The sequence below is a fragment of the Bradyrhizobium septentrionale genome (assembly GCF_011516645.4).
Lineage (GTDB): Bacteria > Pseudomonadota > Alphaproteobacteria > Rhizobiales > Xanthobacteraceae > Bradyrhizobium > Bradyrhizobium septentrionale.
In genome coordinates this window covers 332,798-349,319 of the sequence record NZ_CP088284.1, presented here as the reverse complement: position 1 = coordinate 349,319, position 16,522 = coordinate 332,798, and the positions used below count along the sequence as shown (strand labels likewise).

Below are 16,522 nucleotides of genomic sequence, written 5' to 3'. Positions count from 1 at the left end.
GAGGGGCAGGTACATGGGCGCAATCGGGCCGAAGATCCAAGAGATCGAAAATGAGCCGGTAAGGGCCTGTCGGTGCGGCAACCCTCAGGATTTGGTCCGGGCCATGCTAAACATTTGCACGGGCAAGCCAGTTCGGATGTTCGAGTGCAGGGCATGCGGCCAGCGAACTTGGGACGACTAGCCCTCTGCATAGGCCCATCCCCAGAGTGGGACGATTGCCCGTAGCTTCCCGGTGTTGGCGCCCGGCGTCGATTGCTAAATCGGCCGCATGCCCACCACTCATATGCACCGAGGCGTCGCGTTCAGCGTGACCCGACAATACGACGATCAATTCAAAATCGTCATCGAGCTTATCGATGAAACGGTACACGGCACGGTGCGCACGAGGCTGCCCGAGTTGGCAAAGAGGCGGGCCGAAATGCTGATAAACCGTGAGCGTCATGCGGAGACCACGCGCTGAGGGTTGATCTGGTCGGCTAGGAAGATCTCGCGGAATGGTTTGTCGCGAGGTCACAATGTCAAAGGATAGTCGTAAGGATAGCGATAAGGATAGGCATATGCCTATCCTCGAACACGGCGCCGACACGCTGCAGCGTGTCGAGATCATCACCGGGACGGGCCGACGTCGGCGCTGGTCGACCGATGCGAAGGCGGCGATTGTTGCGGAGAGTTTTGCGCCGGGTGCAAGCGTGTCCGCAGTGGCGCGGCGACACGACATCAGTCCAAGCCTGTTGTTTCTCTGGCGTCGCCAGGCTACGCGGGCGCAGGTCGCGGAGCGCGGGGACAGAGGCATGCCACCTGGCTTTGTGCCGGTCGCGATCACCGGCTGTGGGCGCCCGAGTGAGGAGCAGGCGGCGATCGAGATCGAGGTCGGCGCGATTCGCATCCGTGTCAGGGGGACAGTCGACCGGGAGGCACTGTGCGAGGTGCTGGCGGCGGTCGGGACGGTTGGTCGATGATCGGGCTTCGAGCTGGGTTGTCGATCTGGATTGCGACGCAGCCGGTCGATTTCCGCCGCGGCATGGACTCGCTGGCGATGCTGGTGAGCGAGGCCTTTGGAGCCGATCCGTTCGACGGCGGACTTTATGTCTTCCGCTCCAAGCGCCGAGATCGCGTGAAGATCCTGACTTGGGATGGAAGCGGCCTTGTCCTTTACTACAAAAGAATCGAGGGGCAGTTCACCTGGCCGCCGATCAAGGAAGGCGTCATGTCGCTATCTCATGCTCAGCTCTCGGTGCTGCTCGATGGCTCGGACTGGAAGCGTGTGCCGATGCGAGTTGTGGATCAGCCGATGCGAGCTGGTTGATCATTATCAAGAGTCGTTCGTCACTCATGCGGAGTTGTTGTAGAATCGCTCTGCATGAGTGATTTGCCTTCCGATCCAGCATTGCTCCGACAAGCCGTGATGACGCTATCGTCACGGCTTGCGGCGTTGTCGGAGGAATGCAGCACGCTGGCGACCGAGCGTGATGCAGCGATCGCCCAACGCGACGCTGCGATCCAGGAGAACGACAAGCTCCTGATGATCCTGTCCCAGTACAAGCGCACGATCTTCGGTCCGCGCTCCGAGACACTGGATATCGGACAGCTGTCTCTCTTCACCATCAGGGCACAGGCGGTTCGTGCCGCCGCCAACGACGACGTGACCGGAGGCAGGCTGCCTGACGGAGCGGAGGGCCGTGGAAAGCGACCGGCGCGACGCAACCGGGGGAAGCTTCCGGAGCATTTGCCGCGCATCGATGTCGTGATCGATATCGAGAGCCACATCTGCCCTTGCTGCGGCGAGCAGCTGCACAAGATCGGGGAGACCGTCAAGGAAGCCTTCGACGTCATTCCGATGCAGTACCGGGTCAAGCGCATCATGCGTCCACGGTACGGCTGCCGGGGATGCCGCCAGGGTGTTCTGCAGGCACCCGCGCCGGCCCAGGCGATCGACGGTGGAATGGTGACGGAAGCCTTGCTGGCCCACGTCGCGGTGATGAAATACGGCTACCAGCTGCCGCTGTATCGCCAGGAACAGATGTTTGCCGCCCAAGGCATCACGCTCGACCGGCAAACGCTGGCCTCGTGGATGGGCCGCGTCGCCTGGTGGCTGAAGCCGCTTCACGCGCTGTTGCGCCGCGCAGTGATGTCCTACCCGCGGCTGTTTGCCGACGAGACGCCGCTGCCAGTTCTCGATCCCGGCCGTGGCAGAACCAAAGTCTGCCAGTTCTGGGCGATCGCCACCGACGACCGCCCGTGGGGCGGCCCGGCGCCGCCGGCAGTAGTCTACGTGTTCGCCGAGGATCGCAAGGCAATCCGCGCCAGGCAGCTGTTTGGAGACTACGACGGCATCCTGCAGGTCGACGGCTACGCCGGGTACAAGGGGCTGATTAAAAACGGCGGCCGTCTGGTACAACTGGCGTTCTGCTTCGCGCATGCGCGGCGGAAGTTCTGGGACGTCCACATCGCGACGAAATCGCCGATTGCCGCGGAAGCGCTGCAGCGGATCGCGATGTTCTACGCCATTGAGGATCGCATTCGCGGTTTGCCGGCGACGCAGCGAGCTGCGGTGCGACAATCCGACACCAGACCGCTGATCGAGGACTTCAAGCCCTGGCTCGAGGCGCGACTGCTGGAAGTCTCGAAGAAATCCGGCCTTGGCAAGGCGATCCGCTACACCCTCAACCATTGGGATGGCCTGACGCGATTCATCGATGATGGGCGCATCGAGATCGACAGCAATACGGTCGAACGCAGCATCAAGCCGATCGGGCTGGGAAAGAAAAACTATCTGTTCGCAGGCAGTGAGGGCGGCGCCGAAACCTGGGCCACTCTCGCATCACTCATCAACTCCGCAAAGCTTCACGACATCGACCCACGGCACTATTTTACTGATGTTCTCGAGCGCATCGTCTCCGGACGTACCAAGATCAATCAGCTGAACACGCTGCTGCCGTGGAATTGGAAAGCCGAGCGCGATGGTTCGGAGCCAAAGCTCGCCGCTTGATCAGTTCGACGGCACGGCGTCGGGAACTTCCTGCGCATCGCTGGCGTCGTCGTAGATCTCTTCGCGGATCACGCGCAGCGTTACCTCGTGCAGATACACTTGCAGCGCACCCTCCAGCTCGGTGAACTCGGGCAGCAGGACTCGATCAACGAAGCCCCGTGACGCACGGACCATCACCGTGTTACGTCGCTGTCGGCGATAACGAAACGGCCGCAGCCCATATCGGCGGCAAAGCGCCAGAAACAGGTGCCGAGACCACTGGTCGGGAAGTGAGAATTGCTGTTCGATCGGTGGATCGTGGCGAGCAAGTTCCTCGACCCGGGCCCGCACCCGCTGCAGCGCGGCTTCCGCTGCAAGGCGCTCACCAGCAGTTCCGGCCCCCACGAACAACGCCTCGATCTTCCGAAGCTTCTCGCGCAGCTGCGACTCGCTGGTCATTCTGATCCCCGTTGCCCGCTCCGAACCGGGATCAACCCATCACCGCGCGCCGGCGGCGTCAATCATCCCGACCGCGCTATCCAGAGCATTCCGCGCAAGTCAAGCCCAGGCACCCGTGATCCTCTCGTGACGCTCACGATAAACCGCAAGCTCAAAGAGAAGATCAGACCAGTCTGAAAATGCGGGAGCTTTCCGACTGATGCACAAAATCGAGAACATCCGACGTTGAAGATGAAAGCTGACCGCCCCTACTCCGACCCCGAAAAGGCCGCCCGCAGAATCATGGAGCATGCGCGGGCATTTGAGCCGATCCAGGATGGCAGGATCTACATCGAGAAGATCAACCGTCCGATGATCGACGAGGATAAGGCGACGCCGGCCGAGTATTGGGCCGGCCTACAGCACGCGATCAGCCAAGGCTGGCTCGAGTACCACGAGAGCGGCACATTTGTGCGGATGAAGCAGGCCGGGAAAGACCTGTTCACTTGACAAGAAACGGCCCCAACGAGGCATCACGCTGAGGCCGTTCTTATCCACGTTTAAAGCGAACCGCCGCTGCCGATAATTGACGATCCCTCTGGGCTGTAAATTGATCTTAATGAAAACGCTCTGCCCAGAGCGATGATTTACAAGGACCAAGGTTCCAGAAATCACACATGTGAATCTCGCGGAAAGACCTTCCGCTTTCATCCCGGAAGAGGCGGAGTGTGGAGCGTGCTATGAGATTGCAGCTCGTGACAACGCCGGGCCTCGCAATAGCGTGGTCTTGTTGCAGTATTGTCACTGCGTCCCTGCCTTGAGAGTTGGGGCATCTGTTCCGGCTTGTGTCGTCACTGAATCCAGTGTGCGATCTGGATGACCAATCTCGACAGACGCGGGACTGGCCATATGGCCCCAGCAATTGCCCCCCGGGCCTCCAAGGGTTGCTGGGGCCATTCTGTTTATTGAATAATAAAATTTATTCTTCGCGTGACATTGTGCGAGACGAACCAACTTTCGAATTCAAGTTGACAGGGGCGTGGCGCATCTTGCTTTCGCTGAGCCTAACGGCGGCCGTCGTAGCCGGCGCGTATTTTGCTATCCGCTTTATCATCGGACATTGAAGCCCGGTGAAAAAGCACCAGCGCCCCTACCCGGCGCTGGTGCTGTAGTTCCGCAAGCGTTGCAGCGTCGCCGCTGCGTGCCCAGAGTTTCCTCAAACTCGCCCGCGCAGGACAATGCGCCATTGGTCTATGCGGAACTCGCAAAACCGGCCCGGAATACCTATGCTCCAGAGATGCCCATCATCCGCAAGCCGCTGGAAATCCCGCCGAAAGTCGCCCGAAAATTCGCCGACAGAATGCAGCAGTTCCATGCTGAGCACGACCCGCTCAGTATCCGTCCGAGGGCGGCCGTCTTGCGAGTTTTTCCGATCTGTAGCTGACTGTCCTTATGGACGTACATAAGGACAGTGCGGTGCTGAGCCGCATGGATTTGGTGGAGACCGGTCGGCGGCGACGCTGGACGCGTGCGGAGAAGCTCAGAATCGTAGAGGAGAGCTTCTCGGGGCCACGACTGGTGTCGGCGACGGCTCGCCGGTATGGGATATCACGTCAGCTTCTGCTGAGCTGGCGCAAGGCTTGGACCTGTCATGATCCGGCCGAAGAGGATTCGATCGGCCCGACATTCGTCCCTGCGATAGTTGCGGCAAGTACGCCGCCAACGACGGAAGCTGTCGAGACAGGTCAGATCGAAATCGTGAGCCCTCAGGGGCTGCGCGTGGTCTTCGGCCCCGGTGCGGATATCGAGGCGGTCGTTCGAATTGCTCGGGGCCTGGCGCGCCGATGATCCCGATCCCGACGGGCGTGCGGGTGTGGCTGGCGACGGGCCATACCGACATGCGGTGCGGCTTTCCGAGCCTGGCTCTGCGCGTGCAGGAAGTGCTCAAGCGCGACGCCATGGGCGGCGGTCTTTTCTGCTTCCGGGGCAAACGCGGTGATCTATTGAAGGTCATTTGGCACGATGGCCAGGGCGCCTGCTTGTTCACCAAAAGACTCGAGAGAGGCAGGTTCATCTGGCCATCGGTTGCTGGTGAATCGGTAACGATCTCTCCGGCGCAGTTGAGCTATCTGTTGTCCGGGATCGATTGGCGCAACCCTCAAGAAACCCAGCGTCCGACGCGGGTCGGATAGTCGTTTTACGGTTTGAATCTGCTGCTCGATCTGATTCAATGGCTCCATGATATCGAAGCCGGATGATCTTCCATCGGACCTTGTCAGTGCCCTGGCGGCGCTGCAGGCCGAGCGTGAGGCGCGACAGAAAGCCGAGGCGAAGGCCGCCAACTGGCAGGCGCAAGCCGCGAATGCGCAGGCGAAACTGTCGGATACCGAGGCGCTGATCGCTCATCTCGAGTTGCGCATCGAGAAGCTGAAACGCGAACTGCACGGGCAGCGATCCGAGCGCTCGGCACGGCTGCTCGAGCAGTTGGAGTTGGAGCTCGAAGAACTCGTCACCACGGCGAGCGAGGATGAGCTTGCCGCACAGGCCGCAGCGGCGAAGACGCAGAACGTCCGCCCCTTCATGCGCAAGCGGCCGGTGCGCAAGCCATGGCCTGACGATATCGAACGCGAGCGCGTCGTCATTGAGACTCCAACGACCTGCGCCTGCTGCGGTGGATCGCGGCTGGCGAAGATCGGTGAGGATGTGACCAAGACGCTGGAGGAGATCCCGCGCCGCTTCAAGCTGATCGAGACGGTACGCGAGAAGTTCACCTGCCGCGATTGCGAGAAGATCAGCCAGCCGCCCGCGCCGTTCCATGCCACGCCGCGCGGCTTCATCGGCCCACAATTGCTGGCGACGATCCTGTTCGACAAGTTCGGCATGCATATCCCGCTCAACCGCCAGAGTGCGCGCTTTAAGGCCGAGGGGATCGACCTGCCGTTGTCGACGCTGGCCGACCAGGTCGGCCACGGGACCTTCGCCGTCATGCCGCTCTTCCACTTGATCGAACGCCACGTGCTCGCTGCCGAGCGCCTTCATGGCGACGACACCACCATCCGTATTCTGGCGAAGGGCAAGTGCACGACCGGGCGGATCTGGACTTATGTGCGGGATGACCGGCCGTTCGCCGGGCCTGCGCCGCCGGCAGCGGTCTATTACGCCTCGAGCGACCGACGAGGCGAGCATCCACAGAGACATCTGGCCGCCTTCGCCGGCATCTTGCAGGCGGATTGCTACAGCGGCTTCGAGCCGCTGTTCGACCCGCAGAAGAAGGCGCTGCCGATTACGCCGGCGTTTTGCGTGGCCCATGCGCGGCGGGGCTTCTTCGAGCTGGCTGATATCGAGAAAAATGCTCGGGAAGGCAAGAAAGGCAAACCGGTCTCCCCGATCGCGCTGGAGGCTGTCAGACGCCTCGATACGTTGTTCGAGATCGAGCGCGCCATCAACGGCCGCGGTGCCGGCGAGCGGCGTGCCGCTCGCCAGGAACAGAGTAAGTCACTTCTCGAGGACATGCATGCCTGGCTGCTCCGCGAGCGCGAAACCCTCTCGCGTTCCTCCGAGGTCCTGAAGCCGATTAACTACATGCTCAGGCGCTGGGACGGCTTCGCCCGCTTCCTCGACGACGGCAGGATCTGCTTGACCAACAATTGCGCTGAGCGCGCATTGAGAGGCATCGCCTTGGGAAGGCGCAACTGGACCTTCGCCGGCAGCCAACGCGGCGCCGACCGTGCCGCCATCATGCTGACGATGATCACGACCTGTCGCCTCAACGACGTCGATCCCAAGGCCTGGCTCGCCGACGTCCTGGCCCGTATCGCCGATCATCCCGCATCGCGTCTGCACGAGCTCTTGCCCTGGGAATGGAAGCTCCTGCGCCAGGCCGACAAGCCAGCCAATCAGCAGGCCGCCTGACCTTCACCCTTCACCCAATGCCATCATAGACCTCGCCGTGCCCGCGCGCATGCGTCAATCAGGCGGCCTCCGTCGTATGCGTACCCCGCTCAAGCGGGATGAGATCGCTGCGGATACCCCGAGCCCTGCTCCTCGAGCACATGCCGAAGGGCACGAAGCTGCGTGTCACCGAAGTCCTCGAACTGTTCAAGCTGATGCGATGACTGAGCCAACATCCCATCCACGTTAGACGAACAAAATGCTAAATGCCGGCTGCAAGAATACGTGACATCCGACCGACGCCACTTCAGCCGTAACGAAACCAAAGCGAAGATAGATCCACGCCCACAAGACGCCCGGTGCAACATACCGGATCGTGTCATAGAGGAAGACCTGCGCCGTAACCGCCTCGTGCGGAACATTCGCCCCGATGTTGAGGCATTGGCTTACGACCATGGCCAGCACGATGGTCACAGGCGATGCCATCTTCAGCCTGGCTAGCAAAAACACCAGGATCGAGAACACGAACAGCCGATAGGCGATGTTCTCGACGTAAGCCCGCAGCATGAAGTAGATCAGCCGCTCGAACAGGGGCCGCTGGATTAATTCCGCATATGCCTGGTGGAAGATAACCCTTAGATTGTACAAAGGAATATCTTGAACCGCCGCGCTAAGTCGCGCATGCTGAAAGTGACGTAACCTTAAATCCCTTTTCTCGCGGGCTGCTTCGGGGGGAGCGGTTGGCTCATACCACCAAACTCACCGGGCCGCCAAAATCGGCCAACTTCGGCTTTTTTGCCAAGCACTACCCGGATTTGGACCGGATCGGCGCGGGGTGCGAGCGCTATTTCTCGGATGATCCGGTCGTTGCGCTCATCTTGCTCCGCCAGTTCGGCGAAGTATTAGCCCAAATGCTAGCTGCTCGTTCCGGCCTCCTCACGGATGCACGAGAGCTGCAAGCCGACCTGCTTCGGCGACTACGGCTAGAGGGAAATTACCCCTCGTCCGTCATGGATCTATTCCATCAGCTTCGCAAGTTGGGGAATGCGGCGACCCATGACCGTGACGGTGATCATGCCACCGCGCTCTCGTGCCTTAAAATGGCTCGTCAGCTTGCAATCTGGTTCTACCGCACCTTCGATGATCAAAACTTCAAGCCGGGTCCATTTCAACCGCCCCGAGCCCCCGCTGATGCAACGGCCGAAGTTAAGGCCGAGCTTGAGAGGTTGAAAGGCGAGAAAGAAGCTGCCCTAACGGAGGCGCAACGAGCAAAAGAGAGAATTGCTGAAGCGGAAGCGGCTCGGCGGGCCGCTGAACAGGGAGCCAAAGGAGCTGCCGAGGAGCGAGATATATATGCTCAATTGGCGGCCGAGGCAGAAGCTGCAAAAATTGAACTGAGCCGACGACTATCACAATTGCAAGCAGTTGCGAAGGCTCCGGCAAGTTCCTCCCTCGAAGCTCTTGAAGAGCGGCTCTCAGTTGGGCTGCCTTCACAACCGGTAGAACTCGCCGAGCAACTCGTTGAGTGGCAATCGGCCGCGGCATCCAGTTCCGCCTCAGAAAGGCAAGCGATGCTGAGGTCTGCCTCTGCCGCCGCAGAGGCCATTGATCTCGACGAGGCTGCTACACGCCAACTCATTGATGAACAGTTGCGCGCGCGTGGCTGGGACGCCGACACCATGAACCTGCGGTACGCGAAGGGTGCTCGACCGGTCAAAGGAAAATCGATGGCGATTGCCGAATGGCCGACCGCCAACGGCCCCGCGGACTACGCACTCTTTGTCGGCATGACATGCATTGCTCTGGTGGAAGCCAAGCGCAAGAGCAAAAACGTCCAGGCTGCAATTGACCAAGCTGGTCGTTACGCTCAAGCGTTCGATCCCACCGGCAGTATTGAGCTTACCGAGGGAGGGCCATGGCCATTTAGTTCGGGCGCAACCAAAGAGCTGCCGTTTCAAGTACCATTCCTGTTCGCTACCAATGGACGCCCATACCTCAAGCAGGTTGAAACCCAAAGTGGCATCTGGTTTCGCGATGCGCGCAATCCGACCAACCATCGGCGAGCACTCACGGATTGGCCGACGCCCGAAGGCTTGATGGGGCAACTCAATATGGATCGCGAGGCGGCTCAGGAACGCCTTGCATCGCTACCTATCGAGTTCGGTTTCCCACTCCGCGATTATCAAAAACGGGCCATTCGTGCCGTCGAGAGCACCCTCGCGGATGATGCCAACCGGACGATGCTCCTGGCGATGGCCACCGGCACTGGCAAGACCAAGCTCGCTATCGCCCTGCTGTATCGCCTGCTCGAAACGAAGCGCTTCCGGCGCATCTGTTTCGTTGTTGATCGTCATGCGCTTGGCGAGCAAGCGGCCAATGAGTTCAAGACAACACGGATCGTAAGCGCTCGAACATTCGCAGATATTTTTGGCTTGAAGGAACTCGGTGACGTGCTGCCCGAAACGGCCACCAAGGTTCACATCTGCACTATCCAGAGCTTGGTAAAGCGGGTGCTATTTGCGAATGAGAATGAGGATGTCCCGCCGGTTGATCAATACGATTTGATCGTTGTCGATGAATGTCACCGTGGTTATCTGCTCGACCGCGAGATGTCCGATGCCGAAATGTCGTTTCGCGATGAAGCCGACTATGTATCGAAGTATCGACGGGTCTTAGAACACTTTGACGCAGTCAAGATTGGTCTGACTGCTACGCCAGCGCTGCACACGGCGCAGATATTTGGCGATCCGATATTCACATATCCATACCGTGAAGCTGTGATCGATGGGTTCCTGATCGATCACGAACCGCCCTTACGCATTGAAACCGAGTTGTCACGCGATGGCATTCATTTTGCGCGGGGCGATCCACTGCCCTTGCTCAATCCCATAACGGGCGAAATCGATCTTACACATGCACCTGACGATCTGGATTTCGAGATCGATGACTTCAACCGTCGCGTGATCACCCGCTCATTCAATCGGGCCGTGAGCGAAGAACTAGCCAAGCACATCGATCCCTCTCTGCCAGGCAAGACGCTGATCTTCGCCTCGACGGATGGACATGCGGACATTGTTGTTGCCGAGCTAAAGAAGGCATTCCTTGACCGGTATGGGGAAATCGATGATGCGGCGGTTGCAAAGGTGACAGGCAGCGTTGATGCGCCTGGCACGCTGATCCGGCGCTACCGCAATGACGCCCTGCCCACAGTTGCAGTGACCGTTGACTTGCTGACAACGGGCGTCGATGTTCCAACAATCGCAAATCTTGTGTTCATCCGCCGTGTGAATAGCCGTATCCTATACGAGCAGATGCTAGGCCGAGCGACCCGCCTTTGTCCTGAAATTGGAAAGGAAACGTTTCGTATCTTCGACGCCGTCGGCATCTACGATGCTTTGCAGCCCGTGACGGCCATGAAACCAGTGGTCGTCAATCCTAAAATCACACTGATGCAACTGTTCGAACAATTCGCACGCATTACTGATGCTGCTCACCGCACCCAATTGCGCGATGAAATAGTTGTGAAGCTGGGCCGACGGCTTGGTAAGCTCACTGCTGAAGCAGAAGACGCGTTCCAGGGCGTGGCTGGCGAGCCGATCCAGGCAACCCTCAACCGCTTTAGGAACGAGCCACTTGATGGATTGACCAACTGGTTGAGAGGCAAGCAGGGAATTGGCCTAATCCTCGACTGGAAGCCCGATAGCGGGAGGCCAATTCCGCTGCCGATCTCGGAGCACCCTGACAAGGTTGTTTCCACAACAATCGGATATGGGGCTGCGATGGTACGGCCTGAGGACTTCCTCAGTTCGTTTTCTCAGTTTATCCAGGATAACGTCAACAAGGTCGCGGCTTTGCAGGCCGTCGTGCAGCGTCCCCGAGAGTTGACGAGGGATAATCTGAAATCCGTGAGGATGGAGCTTGATCGGCAAGGCTTCTCCGAAGCCGCACTACGCAATGCATGGAAGCAAGCGAAGAACGAGGATATTGCGGCGTCCATTGTCGGTTTCATCCGACAGGCTGCAATTGGCGACCCGCTTGTCCCGTGGGCAGATCGCGTCAAGGCGGCAATGGATCGGATTGTGAAGCGTGGTAGCTGGAGCGAGCCACAACGTAAATGGCTTGAGCGCATTGGCAAAGCTGTCGCGCAGGTGGGCGTTGCTGATCGTGCCGTGCTGGATGAAGAGCAATTTCGCGAGGAAACCGGTGGGTTCACCCGGTTAAACCGCATTTTCGACGGCAAACTGGACGCCATTCTCGGCGACATAAATGACGAACTTTGGAGCAAATCTGCATGACCGACCAGCACGTGACACGCGACATCGTGCAAAAACTCTGGGGCCTGTGCAATGTCCTGCGCGATGACGGCATCACGTACCAAGCGTATGTAACCGAACTTACGTTTCTGCTGTTTCTAAAGATGATGCAGGAGACGAAGCGCGAGGACGCCTTACCCAAGGGCTACCGCTGGAGCGACCTGACGAAACGCGAGGGCGAGGGCTTACTCACCCATTACCGCGCCCTGCTGCTCAAGCTCGGCACCAGCGGCACAGGCATGGTGCGCGACATCTTTACCGACGCGCAGACTTCGTTGCGCAAGCCGACGAACCTGAGCACGCTGGTCTCAGAAATCGACAAGCTGGATTGGTTCTCTGCCCGCCGCGAAGGACTGGGCGACCTCTATGAGGGCTTACTGCAAAAAAATGCTGGCGAAAAGAAATCCGGGGCCGGACAGTATTTCACACCGCGTCCATTGATCGACTGTGCGGTGCGCCTTCTGAAGCCACAGTCCGGTGAAATTGTTCAGGACCCCGCAGCGGGCACGGGCGGCTTTCTCGTAGCGGCGGACCGCTATATTAAGGACGCCACCGACGACCTATTCAACCTTTCACCAGCGCAACAGGCGTTCCAGCGCACACAGGCGTTTGCGGGACTGGAACTGGTCCTTGATGCCCATCGACTGCTGTTAATGAACCTCATGCTCCACGGCATCGAGGGAGCGGGCGTGGCTGTCGGAGACACACTCAGTCCCGACGGTGAGCGCCTGCCAAAGGCCGATTTGATCCTGACCAATCCACCGTTTGGCACCAAAAAGGGCGGCGGCAGACCGACGCGTTCGGACTTCTCGATTACGGCCGACACGTCAAACAAGCAACTGGCTTTCGTTGAGCACGTTGTCCGCTCTCTAAAGCCGGCTGGACGTGCAGCGGTGGTGGTGCCAGACAATGTTCTGTTCGAGGACAACACGGGCCAGCGACTGCGCTCATGGCTGATGGACCTCTGCAATCTGCACACCATTCTGCGTTTGCCGACCGGCATCTTCTATGCACAAGGGGTTAAGACCAACCTGCTGCTCCTTCAGCGAGGCACGACGGACAAGGGCAATACCAAGTCGGTATGGGTCTATGACATGCGGGCAGATGCTCCCGCATTTGGCAAAACTCGTCCGCTGACGATGCAAGATTTTGCAGATTTCGAGAAGGTCTATGGCAGCGATCCCAACGGTGGGGCCAAACGAAAGGATCAGGGCGAGGAAGGTCGTTGGCGCTGCTTCACGCGAGACGCGATCAAGGCCCGAAACGACAATCTTGATATTTCGTGGCTGCGCGACACCGAGGTTGATGTCGAGGAGCACCTAACGGAACCGGTGGACATCGCCGCTGCTATCATCGGCCATCTCAAGGCGGCACTGGCGGATATCGAAAATCTTTCAGACGAGCTTGAGCCGGATAGCGTTGACGAAGCTGTAGCGGTTCCGGAGGCGGCGGAATGACCAGGCGGCGTGATCAACTGGTGCCACTTTGGCCTGTGCCTCCGAATTGGGAATGGGCACCCGTTTCCGATATTGCGGGGGTAGGCCTCGGCCGCCAAAGGTCACCGGAAAACCATACTGGCAAGAACATGCGCCCTTACGTTCGAGCAGCGAACATCACATGGAATGGATGGGACCTGGCGGATGTGAAGGAAATGAACTTTGATGATGCGGATTTCGAACGTTTTCGCCTCTGTGCCGGCGATGTTCTCGTAAACGAAGGTTCAGGTAGTGCTAACGAGGTTGGCAAACCTGCAATTTGGCAGGGACAGATCGAGAATTGTTGCTTCCAGAACACGTTGATACGGGTGAAGCCGGAAGGCTGCACGTCGGAGTACATTCATTCCTATTTCCTGCTGAGCGCTCTGAAGGAAAACTTCGTTTCTAAGACGCAAGGTGTAAACATCTACCACATAGGCAAGGAAGGGCTTGCTAGGAGCTTGTCTGGATAGTCGCTGTTCAAATCTGGTCGGGTCTGATTCAACATTGGGCGATGAGCAAGTATTTTCGGCCTTGGAACATCGATCAGACGCTGCTTCTGCCGCCGAATGTGCAGGACTTCGTGCCGAAAGGCCATGTCTCGCGGTTTATGGTTGATCTGGTGCGGGAGAGCCTCGATCTCAGGGAGATCATGGGCAGCTATGTGAGCGGGCTTGGGCAGCCGCCGTTTGATCCGCGGATGATGGTGGCGCTGCTGCTGCATAGCTATGCGAGTGGGCTGTATTCGTCGCGTCGGATTGCCAAGGCCTGCCGGGAGCGGAACGATTTTGTGATGATCGTGGCGCTGGATGCGCCGGATTTTCGGACGATCAGCGACTTTCGCAAGCGACATTTGAAGGCGCTCGGCGCGCTATTCGTGCAGGTTCTGAAGTTGTGCGAGACGGCCGGGCTGGTCAAGCTCGGTCATGTCGCGCTGGATGGTACGAAGATCAAGGCGAACGCGTCGAAACACAAGGCGATGAGTTATGAGCGCATGAAGAAGCGCGAGGCGGAATTGAAGGCCGAGGTCGCTCGCATGCTGGCGGCCGCCGAGGCGGCGGATGCCTCGGAGGATGAGACTTTCGGCAACAGCGACGAAACGGCTGGCGAAGATCCAGCAAGCGATGGCGGCGCTGGAAGCGGACGCCAAACTGGCGGCGGAGGAAGAGCGCCGCATCGAGGCCGAAAAGGAACAGCAGCGCCAGGCCGAAGGCCGCAAGAAGCCGGGCAAACCGGCGGCGCTGCCATCGGAGGAACCCAATCCCAAGGCGCAACGCAACTTCACCGATCCGGAAAGCCGCATCATGAAGTCGAAGGATGGCTTCGTTCAGGCCTATAATGCCCAGGCGGCCGTCGATGCACATGCCCAGATCATTGTCGCGCAAGAACTGACCCAGCACGGCAGCGATCAGGGCCAGTTGGTGCCCCTGATCGAGGCCATCGAGAGCAATCTTGGCCGCAAGCCGCGGCAGGCCTCAGCGGATTCCGGCTACTGCAGCGAAGCCAATCTCGAAGCGCTCGACACACGCAGCATCGATGGCTATGTCGCGCCCGGACGCGCCAAGCACCCGACAGTAGCGAACGGAAAAGTCGGCGGCCCGCTGACACAGGCCATGCGAAAGAAGATCGACGATGGCGGCTTCGAAACACCCTACCGATTGCGAAAGCAAGTGGTGGAGCCGGTGTTCGGGCAGATCAAACAGGCAAGAGGCTTCCGCCAGTTCCTGTTGCGGGGCATCGAGAAAGTGCGCGCCGAGTGGACAATGATCTGCACCGTCCATAACCTCCTCAAGCTGTTCAACCTCGCAAACGCAGCCTGAGCCTGCTACTCTACAACAAATGCCCGTCACGAAAACATATCTGGACGGGCTCCTAGCTTTCCTATACCCGTTTGTCCGCTTTCCGAACAGCGCCAGATCGTGGCCAAAATCGATAGCCTTTCCGCGAAATCCAAACGCGCTCGCGATAACCTCGATCGCATTCCTCGGCTTGTTGAGAAGTACAAGCAGGCGGTTTTTGCGGCAGCGTTCAGGGGCGACCTAACGCGGGAGTGGCGCAGTACCCGCATCGAACCGTCGCCCACGTTTACTCAGATCGCGACGGAGCGCGCACAATTACAGGAAAAGTATGGGCAACGCCTCCAGCGATGCGAAATGCCTGCATTGCCTGAGGGATTGAAACCATTCAACATCCCTAGCCATTGGCTCTGGGTTCGCGCAGAGGCTATCTGCGGGTTTATTACAAAAGGGACTACGCCCAAATCGGCAGCGATGTCGAGCAACGGTGAGATACCGTTCATCAAGGTATATAACCTTACGTTCAACGGCACCTTGGACTTCACTGTCGAACCTACTTTCGTATCGAGGACGACCCACGAGGGCTTTCTCTCAAGATCAAAGGTGGTCCCCGGCGACGTGTTGATGAACATTGTCGGCCCTCCGCTTGGAAAGGTCAGCGTAGTCCCCAACGATCGACAGGAATGGAACATTAATCAAGCCATCGCTGTGTTCCGGCCAATTGCATCCGTGTCGCCGATCTTCCTTTCGAAATGGCTTCAGACAGACGTTCTTACTAGATGGGCCGTCTCGCGATCGAAGGCGACGGCGGGCCAAAGCAACCTAACACTGGAGATTTGCCGCGATTTGCCTATTCCACTTTGCTCTCTTGCGGAGCAGCGCGAAATCGCTCGTCGCATCCAGGCGGCATTTGCCTGGATCGATCGCCTCGCCACCGATGCTATAAACGCTTGCAACCTAATCGAGCACCTCGACCAAGCCATCCTCGCCAAAGCATTCCGGGGCGAGCTGGTGCCGCAAGATGCAAACGACGAACCCGCGAGCGTTCTGCTCGAACGTATCAAGGTGGATCGCAGAGCAAATGCACAGCCTGGTCCCCAAAGGCGAGCTAGTGTGTCCAGCCGGTAGCCTAACCGATGCAGGAGGCGATCATGAGAAGGCAGGTGGTTGTTGCGTTTCTTCGAGGAAACGGCCAACACGTTTCGATACCGAGAAGTGAACAGCGCTGGCACACTCATTCACGGCGATCAGGAAGGCGCTGTGATAGGAGGCATTTACATCAGCAAGGCTGCCATCGCGGGTATATGAGCAGTCGGTTGAATGAACGGTTGCGATGCGGTTGGGCCGATTAGCGACAGCAACGTACTTGATCATGCGATGCCTCCGACTATCAGGCCATCCATTTGCTACGCAAACTCCGCGCTGTCTATGTTAGAAATGTTGTTCAGTGACAGAATGTCGCATTTGGGTATTGGCTATGATCGATATGGCCGCCTTTGTTGGCGAGTTGTTTAGAGCACGCTGGAGACCCCTGCACGGCGATGATTGGGATAACAGCGCAACGCTTCGTAATCCGGGGGTGTATCTCCTCGCCTACAGCGCGAAGAGCTTGATCGCGCAGCGTGTACAAATCGATGACGT

The 16,522-nt window shown here is 58.8% G+C and carries 15 protein-coding genes and 1 pseudogene; 13 read left to right on the top strand and 3 right to left on the bottom strand.

Annotated features, from left to right (window positions below):
* The first annotated feature begins 268 nt into the window (after positions 1-268).
* The 4 genes from HAP48_RS01495 (at position 269) to tnpC (HAP48_RS01480) (ending at position 2,989) form a co-directional block, all read left to right on the top strand.
* Positions 269-460 carry a hypothetical protein gene (locus HAP48_RS01495; protein ID WP_166217637.1) on the top strand — a complete coding sequence of 64 codons (192 nt, stop codon included), beginning with the start codon at positions 269-271 and terminating at the stop codon, positions 458-460.
* Positions 461-557: 97 nt separating this feature from the next.
* The gene (tnpA, locus tag HAP48_RS50610) at positions 558-959 is read left to right on the top strand and encodes an IS66-like element accessory protein TnpA (protein WP_166202958.1); all 402 of its coding nucleotides are present in this window, start codon (positions 558-560) and stop codon (positions 957-959) included.
* Positions 956-1,306 (top strand): IS66 family insertion sequence element accessory protein TnpB, encoded by a 351-nt coding sequence (gene tnpB / locus HAP48_RS01485; protein WP_166202960.1) that lies wholly within the window; start codon positions 956-958, stop codon positions 1,304-1,306. Before tnpA (HAP48_RS50610) ends, tnpB (HAP48_RS01485) begins: the two co-directional genes overlap by 4 nt.
* A gap of 99 nt (positions 1,307-1,405) precedes the next feature.
* A complete protein-coding gene (tnpC, locus tag HAP48_RS01480; protein WP_166215215.1) occupies positions 1,406-2,989 on the top strand; it encodes an IS66 family transposase in 1,584 nt (527 codons plus the stop codon).
* Here tnpC (HAP48_RS01480) and HAP48_RS01475 read toward each other — a convergent pair whose 3' ends face one another.
* On the bottom strand, positions 2,990-3,427 hold the full coding sequence (locus HAP48_RS01475) for a hypothetical protein (protein WP_166202962.1): 438 nt from the start codon (positions 3,425-3,427) through the stop codon (positions 2,990-2,992).
* Between the two features lie 231 nt (positions 3,428-3,658).
* On the opposite strand from HAP48_RS01475, the gene HAP48_RS01470 reads away from it, so the two are divergent.
* The 4 genes from HAP48_RS01470 (at position 3,659) to tnpC (HAP48_RS01455) (ending at position 7,318) form a co-directional block, all read left to right on the top strand.
* Entirely contained in the window at positions 3,659-3,916 is a 258-nt protein-coding gene (locus HAP48_RS01470; RefSeq protein ID WP_166217634.1) for a hypothetical protein, read from the top strand.
* Positions 3,917-4,858: 942 nt separating this feature from the next.
* Positions 4,859-5,254, top strand: coding sequence for an IS66-like element accessory protein TnpA (gene tnpA / locus HAP48_RS01465; protein WP_166204038.1), 396 nt, complete (start codon positions 4,859-4,861; stop codon positions 5,252-5,254).
* A complete protein-coding gene (tnpB, locus tag HAP48_RS01460; RefSeq protein ID WP_063676425.1) occupies positions 5,251-5,598 on the top strand; it encodes an IS66 family insertion sequence element accessory protein TnpB in 348 nt (115 codons plus the stop codon). The genes tnpA (HAP48_RS01465) and tnpB (HAP48_RS01460) overlap by 4 nt, the downstream gene beginning before the upstream one ends.
* A gap of 46 nt (positions 5,599-5,644) precedes the next feature.
* Positions 5,645-7,318 carry an IS66 family transposase gene (tnpC, locus tag HAP48_RS01455; RefSeq protein WP_166205228.1) on the top strand — a complete coding sequence of 558 codons (1,674 nt, stop codon included), beginning with the start codon at positions 5,645-5,647 and terminating at the stop codon, positions 7,316-7,318.
* 225 nt (positions 7,319-7,543) lie between these two features.
* Here the strand turns inward: tnpC (HAP48_RS01455) and HAP48_RS01450 are convergent, their stop codons facing one another.
* Complete coding sequence (locus HAP48_RS01450; RefSeq protein ID WP_166217631.1) at positions 7,544-7,945, bottom strand: hypothetical protein; 402 nt, start codon at positions 7,943-7,945, stop codon at positions 7,544-7,546.
* A gap of 92 nt (positions 7,946-8,037) precedes the next feature.
* Here HAP48_RS01450 and hsdR point away from each other — a divergent pair, with 92 nt between their 5' ends.
* The 5 genes and pseudogenes from hsdR to HAP48_RS01425 all read left to right on the top strand — a co-directional run bounded on the left by hsdR (position 8,038) and on the right by HAP48_RS01425 (position 16,009).
* Entirely contained in the window at positions 8,038-11,592 is a 3,555-nt protein-coding gene (gene hsdR, locus HAP48_RS01445) for a type I restriction-modification system endonuclease (RefSeq protein ID WP_166217628.1), read from the top strand.
* On the top strand, positions 11,589-13,067 hold the full coding sequence (locus tag HAP48_RS01440; RefSeq protein ID WP_166217625.1) for a class I SAM-dependent DNA methyltransferase: 1,479 nt from the start codon (positions 11,589-11,591) through the stop codon (positions 13,065-13,067). The genes hsdR and HAP48_RS01440 overlap by 4 nt, the downstream gene beginning before the upstream one ends.
* Positions 13,064-13,558, top strand: coding sequence for a restriction endonuclease subunit S domain-containing protein (locus HAP48_RS01435; protein WP_221345281.1), 495 nt, complete (start codon positions 13,064-13,066; stop codon positions 13,556-13,558). Before HAP48_RS01440 ends, HAP48_RS01435 begins: the two co-directional genes overlap by 4 nt.
* 41 nt (positions 13,559-13,599) lie before the next feature.
* Positions 13,600-14,905 (top strand): annotated as a pseudogene (locus HAP48_RS01430) (IS1182 family transposase).
* Between the two features lie 99 nt (positions 14,906-15,004).
* Complete coding sequence (locus HAP48_RS01425) at positions 15,005-16,009, top strand: restriction endonuclease subunit S (RefSeq protein ID WP_166217619.1); 1,005 nt, start codon at positions 15,005-15,007, stop codon at positions 16,007-16,009.
* A 21-nt stretch (positions 16,010-16,030) separates the two neighbouring features.
* Here the strand turns inward: HAP48_RS01425 and HAP48_RS01420 are convergent, their stop codons facing one another.
* Positions 16,031-16,255 (bottom strand): hypothetical protein, encoded by a 225-nt coding sequence (locus HAP48_RS01420; protein ID WP_166217616.1) that lies wholly within the window; start codon positions 16,253-16,255, stop codon positions 16,031-16,033.
* Positions 16,256-16,522 lie beyond the last annotated feature (267 nt).

Bases quoted from the DNA above. Each gene is read 5' to 3' on its own strand.
- HAP48_RS01495 (WP_166217637.1), top strand. From the start codon at position 269: ATGCCCACCACTCATATGCACCGAGGCGTCGCGTTCAGCGTGACCCGA.
- tnpA (WP_166202958.1), top strand. From the start codon at position 558: ATGCCTATCCTCGAACACGGCGCCGACACGCTGCAGCGTGTCGAGATC.
- tnpB (WP_166202960.1), top strand. From the start codon at position 956: ATGATCGGGCTTCGAGCTGGGTTGTCGATCTGGATTGCGACGCAGCCG.
- tnpC (WP_166215215.1), top strand. From the start codon at position 1,406: ATGACGCTATCGTCACGGCTTGCGGCGTTGTCGGAGGAATGCAGCACG.
- HAP48_RS01475 (WP_166202962.1), bottom strand. From the start codon at position 3,427: ATGACCAGCGAGTCGCAGCTGCGCGAGAAGCTTCGGAAGATCGAGGCG.
- HAP48_RS01470 (WP_166217634.1), top strand. From the start codon at position 3,659: ATGAAAGCTGACCGCCCCTACTCCGACCCCGAAAAGGCCGCCCGCAGA.
- tnpA (WP_166204038.1), top strand. From the start codon at position 4,859: ATGGACGTACATAAGGACAGTGCGGTGCTGAGCCGCATGGATTTGGTG.
- tnpB (WP_063676425.1), top strand. From the start codon at position 5,251: ATGATCCCGATCCCGACGGGCGTGCGGGTGTGGCTGGCGACGGGCCAT.
- tnpC (WP_166205228.1), top strand. From the start codon at position 5,645: ATGATATCGAAGCCGGATGATCTTCCATCGGACCTTGTCAGTGCCCTG.
- HAP48_RS01440 (WP_166217625.1), top strand. From the start codon at position 11,589: ATGACCGACCAGCACGTGACACGCGACATCGTGCAAAAACTCTGGGGC.
- HAP48_RS01435 (WP_221345281.1), top strand. From the start codon at position 13,064: ATGACCAGGCGGCGTGATCAACTGGTGCCACTTTGGCCTGTGCCTCCG.
- HAP48_RS01420 (WP_166217616.1), bottom strand. From the start codon at position 16,255: ATGATCAAGTACGTTGCTGTCGCTAATCGGCCCAACCGCATCGCAACC.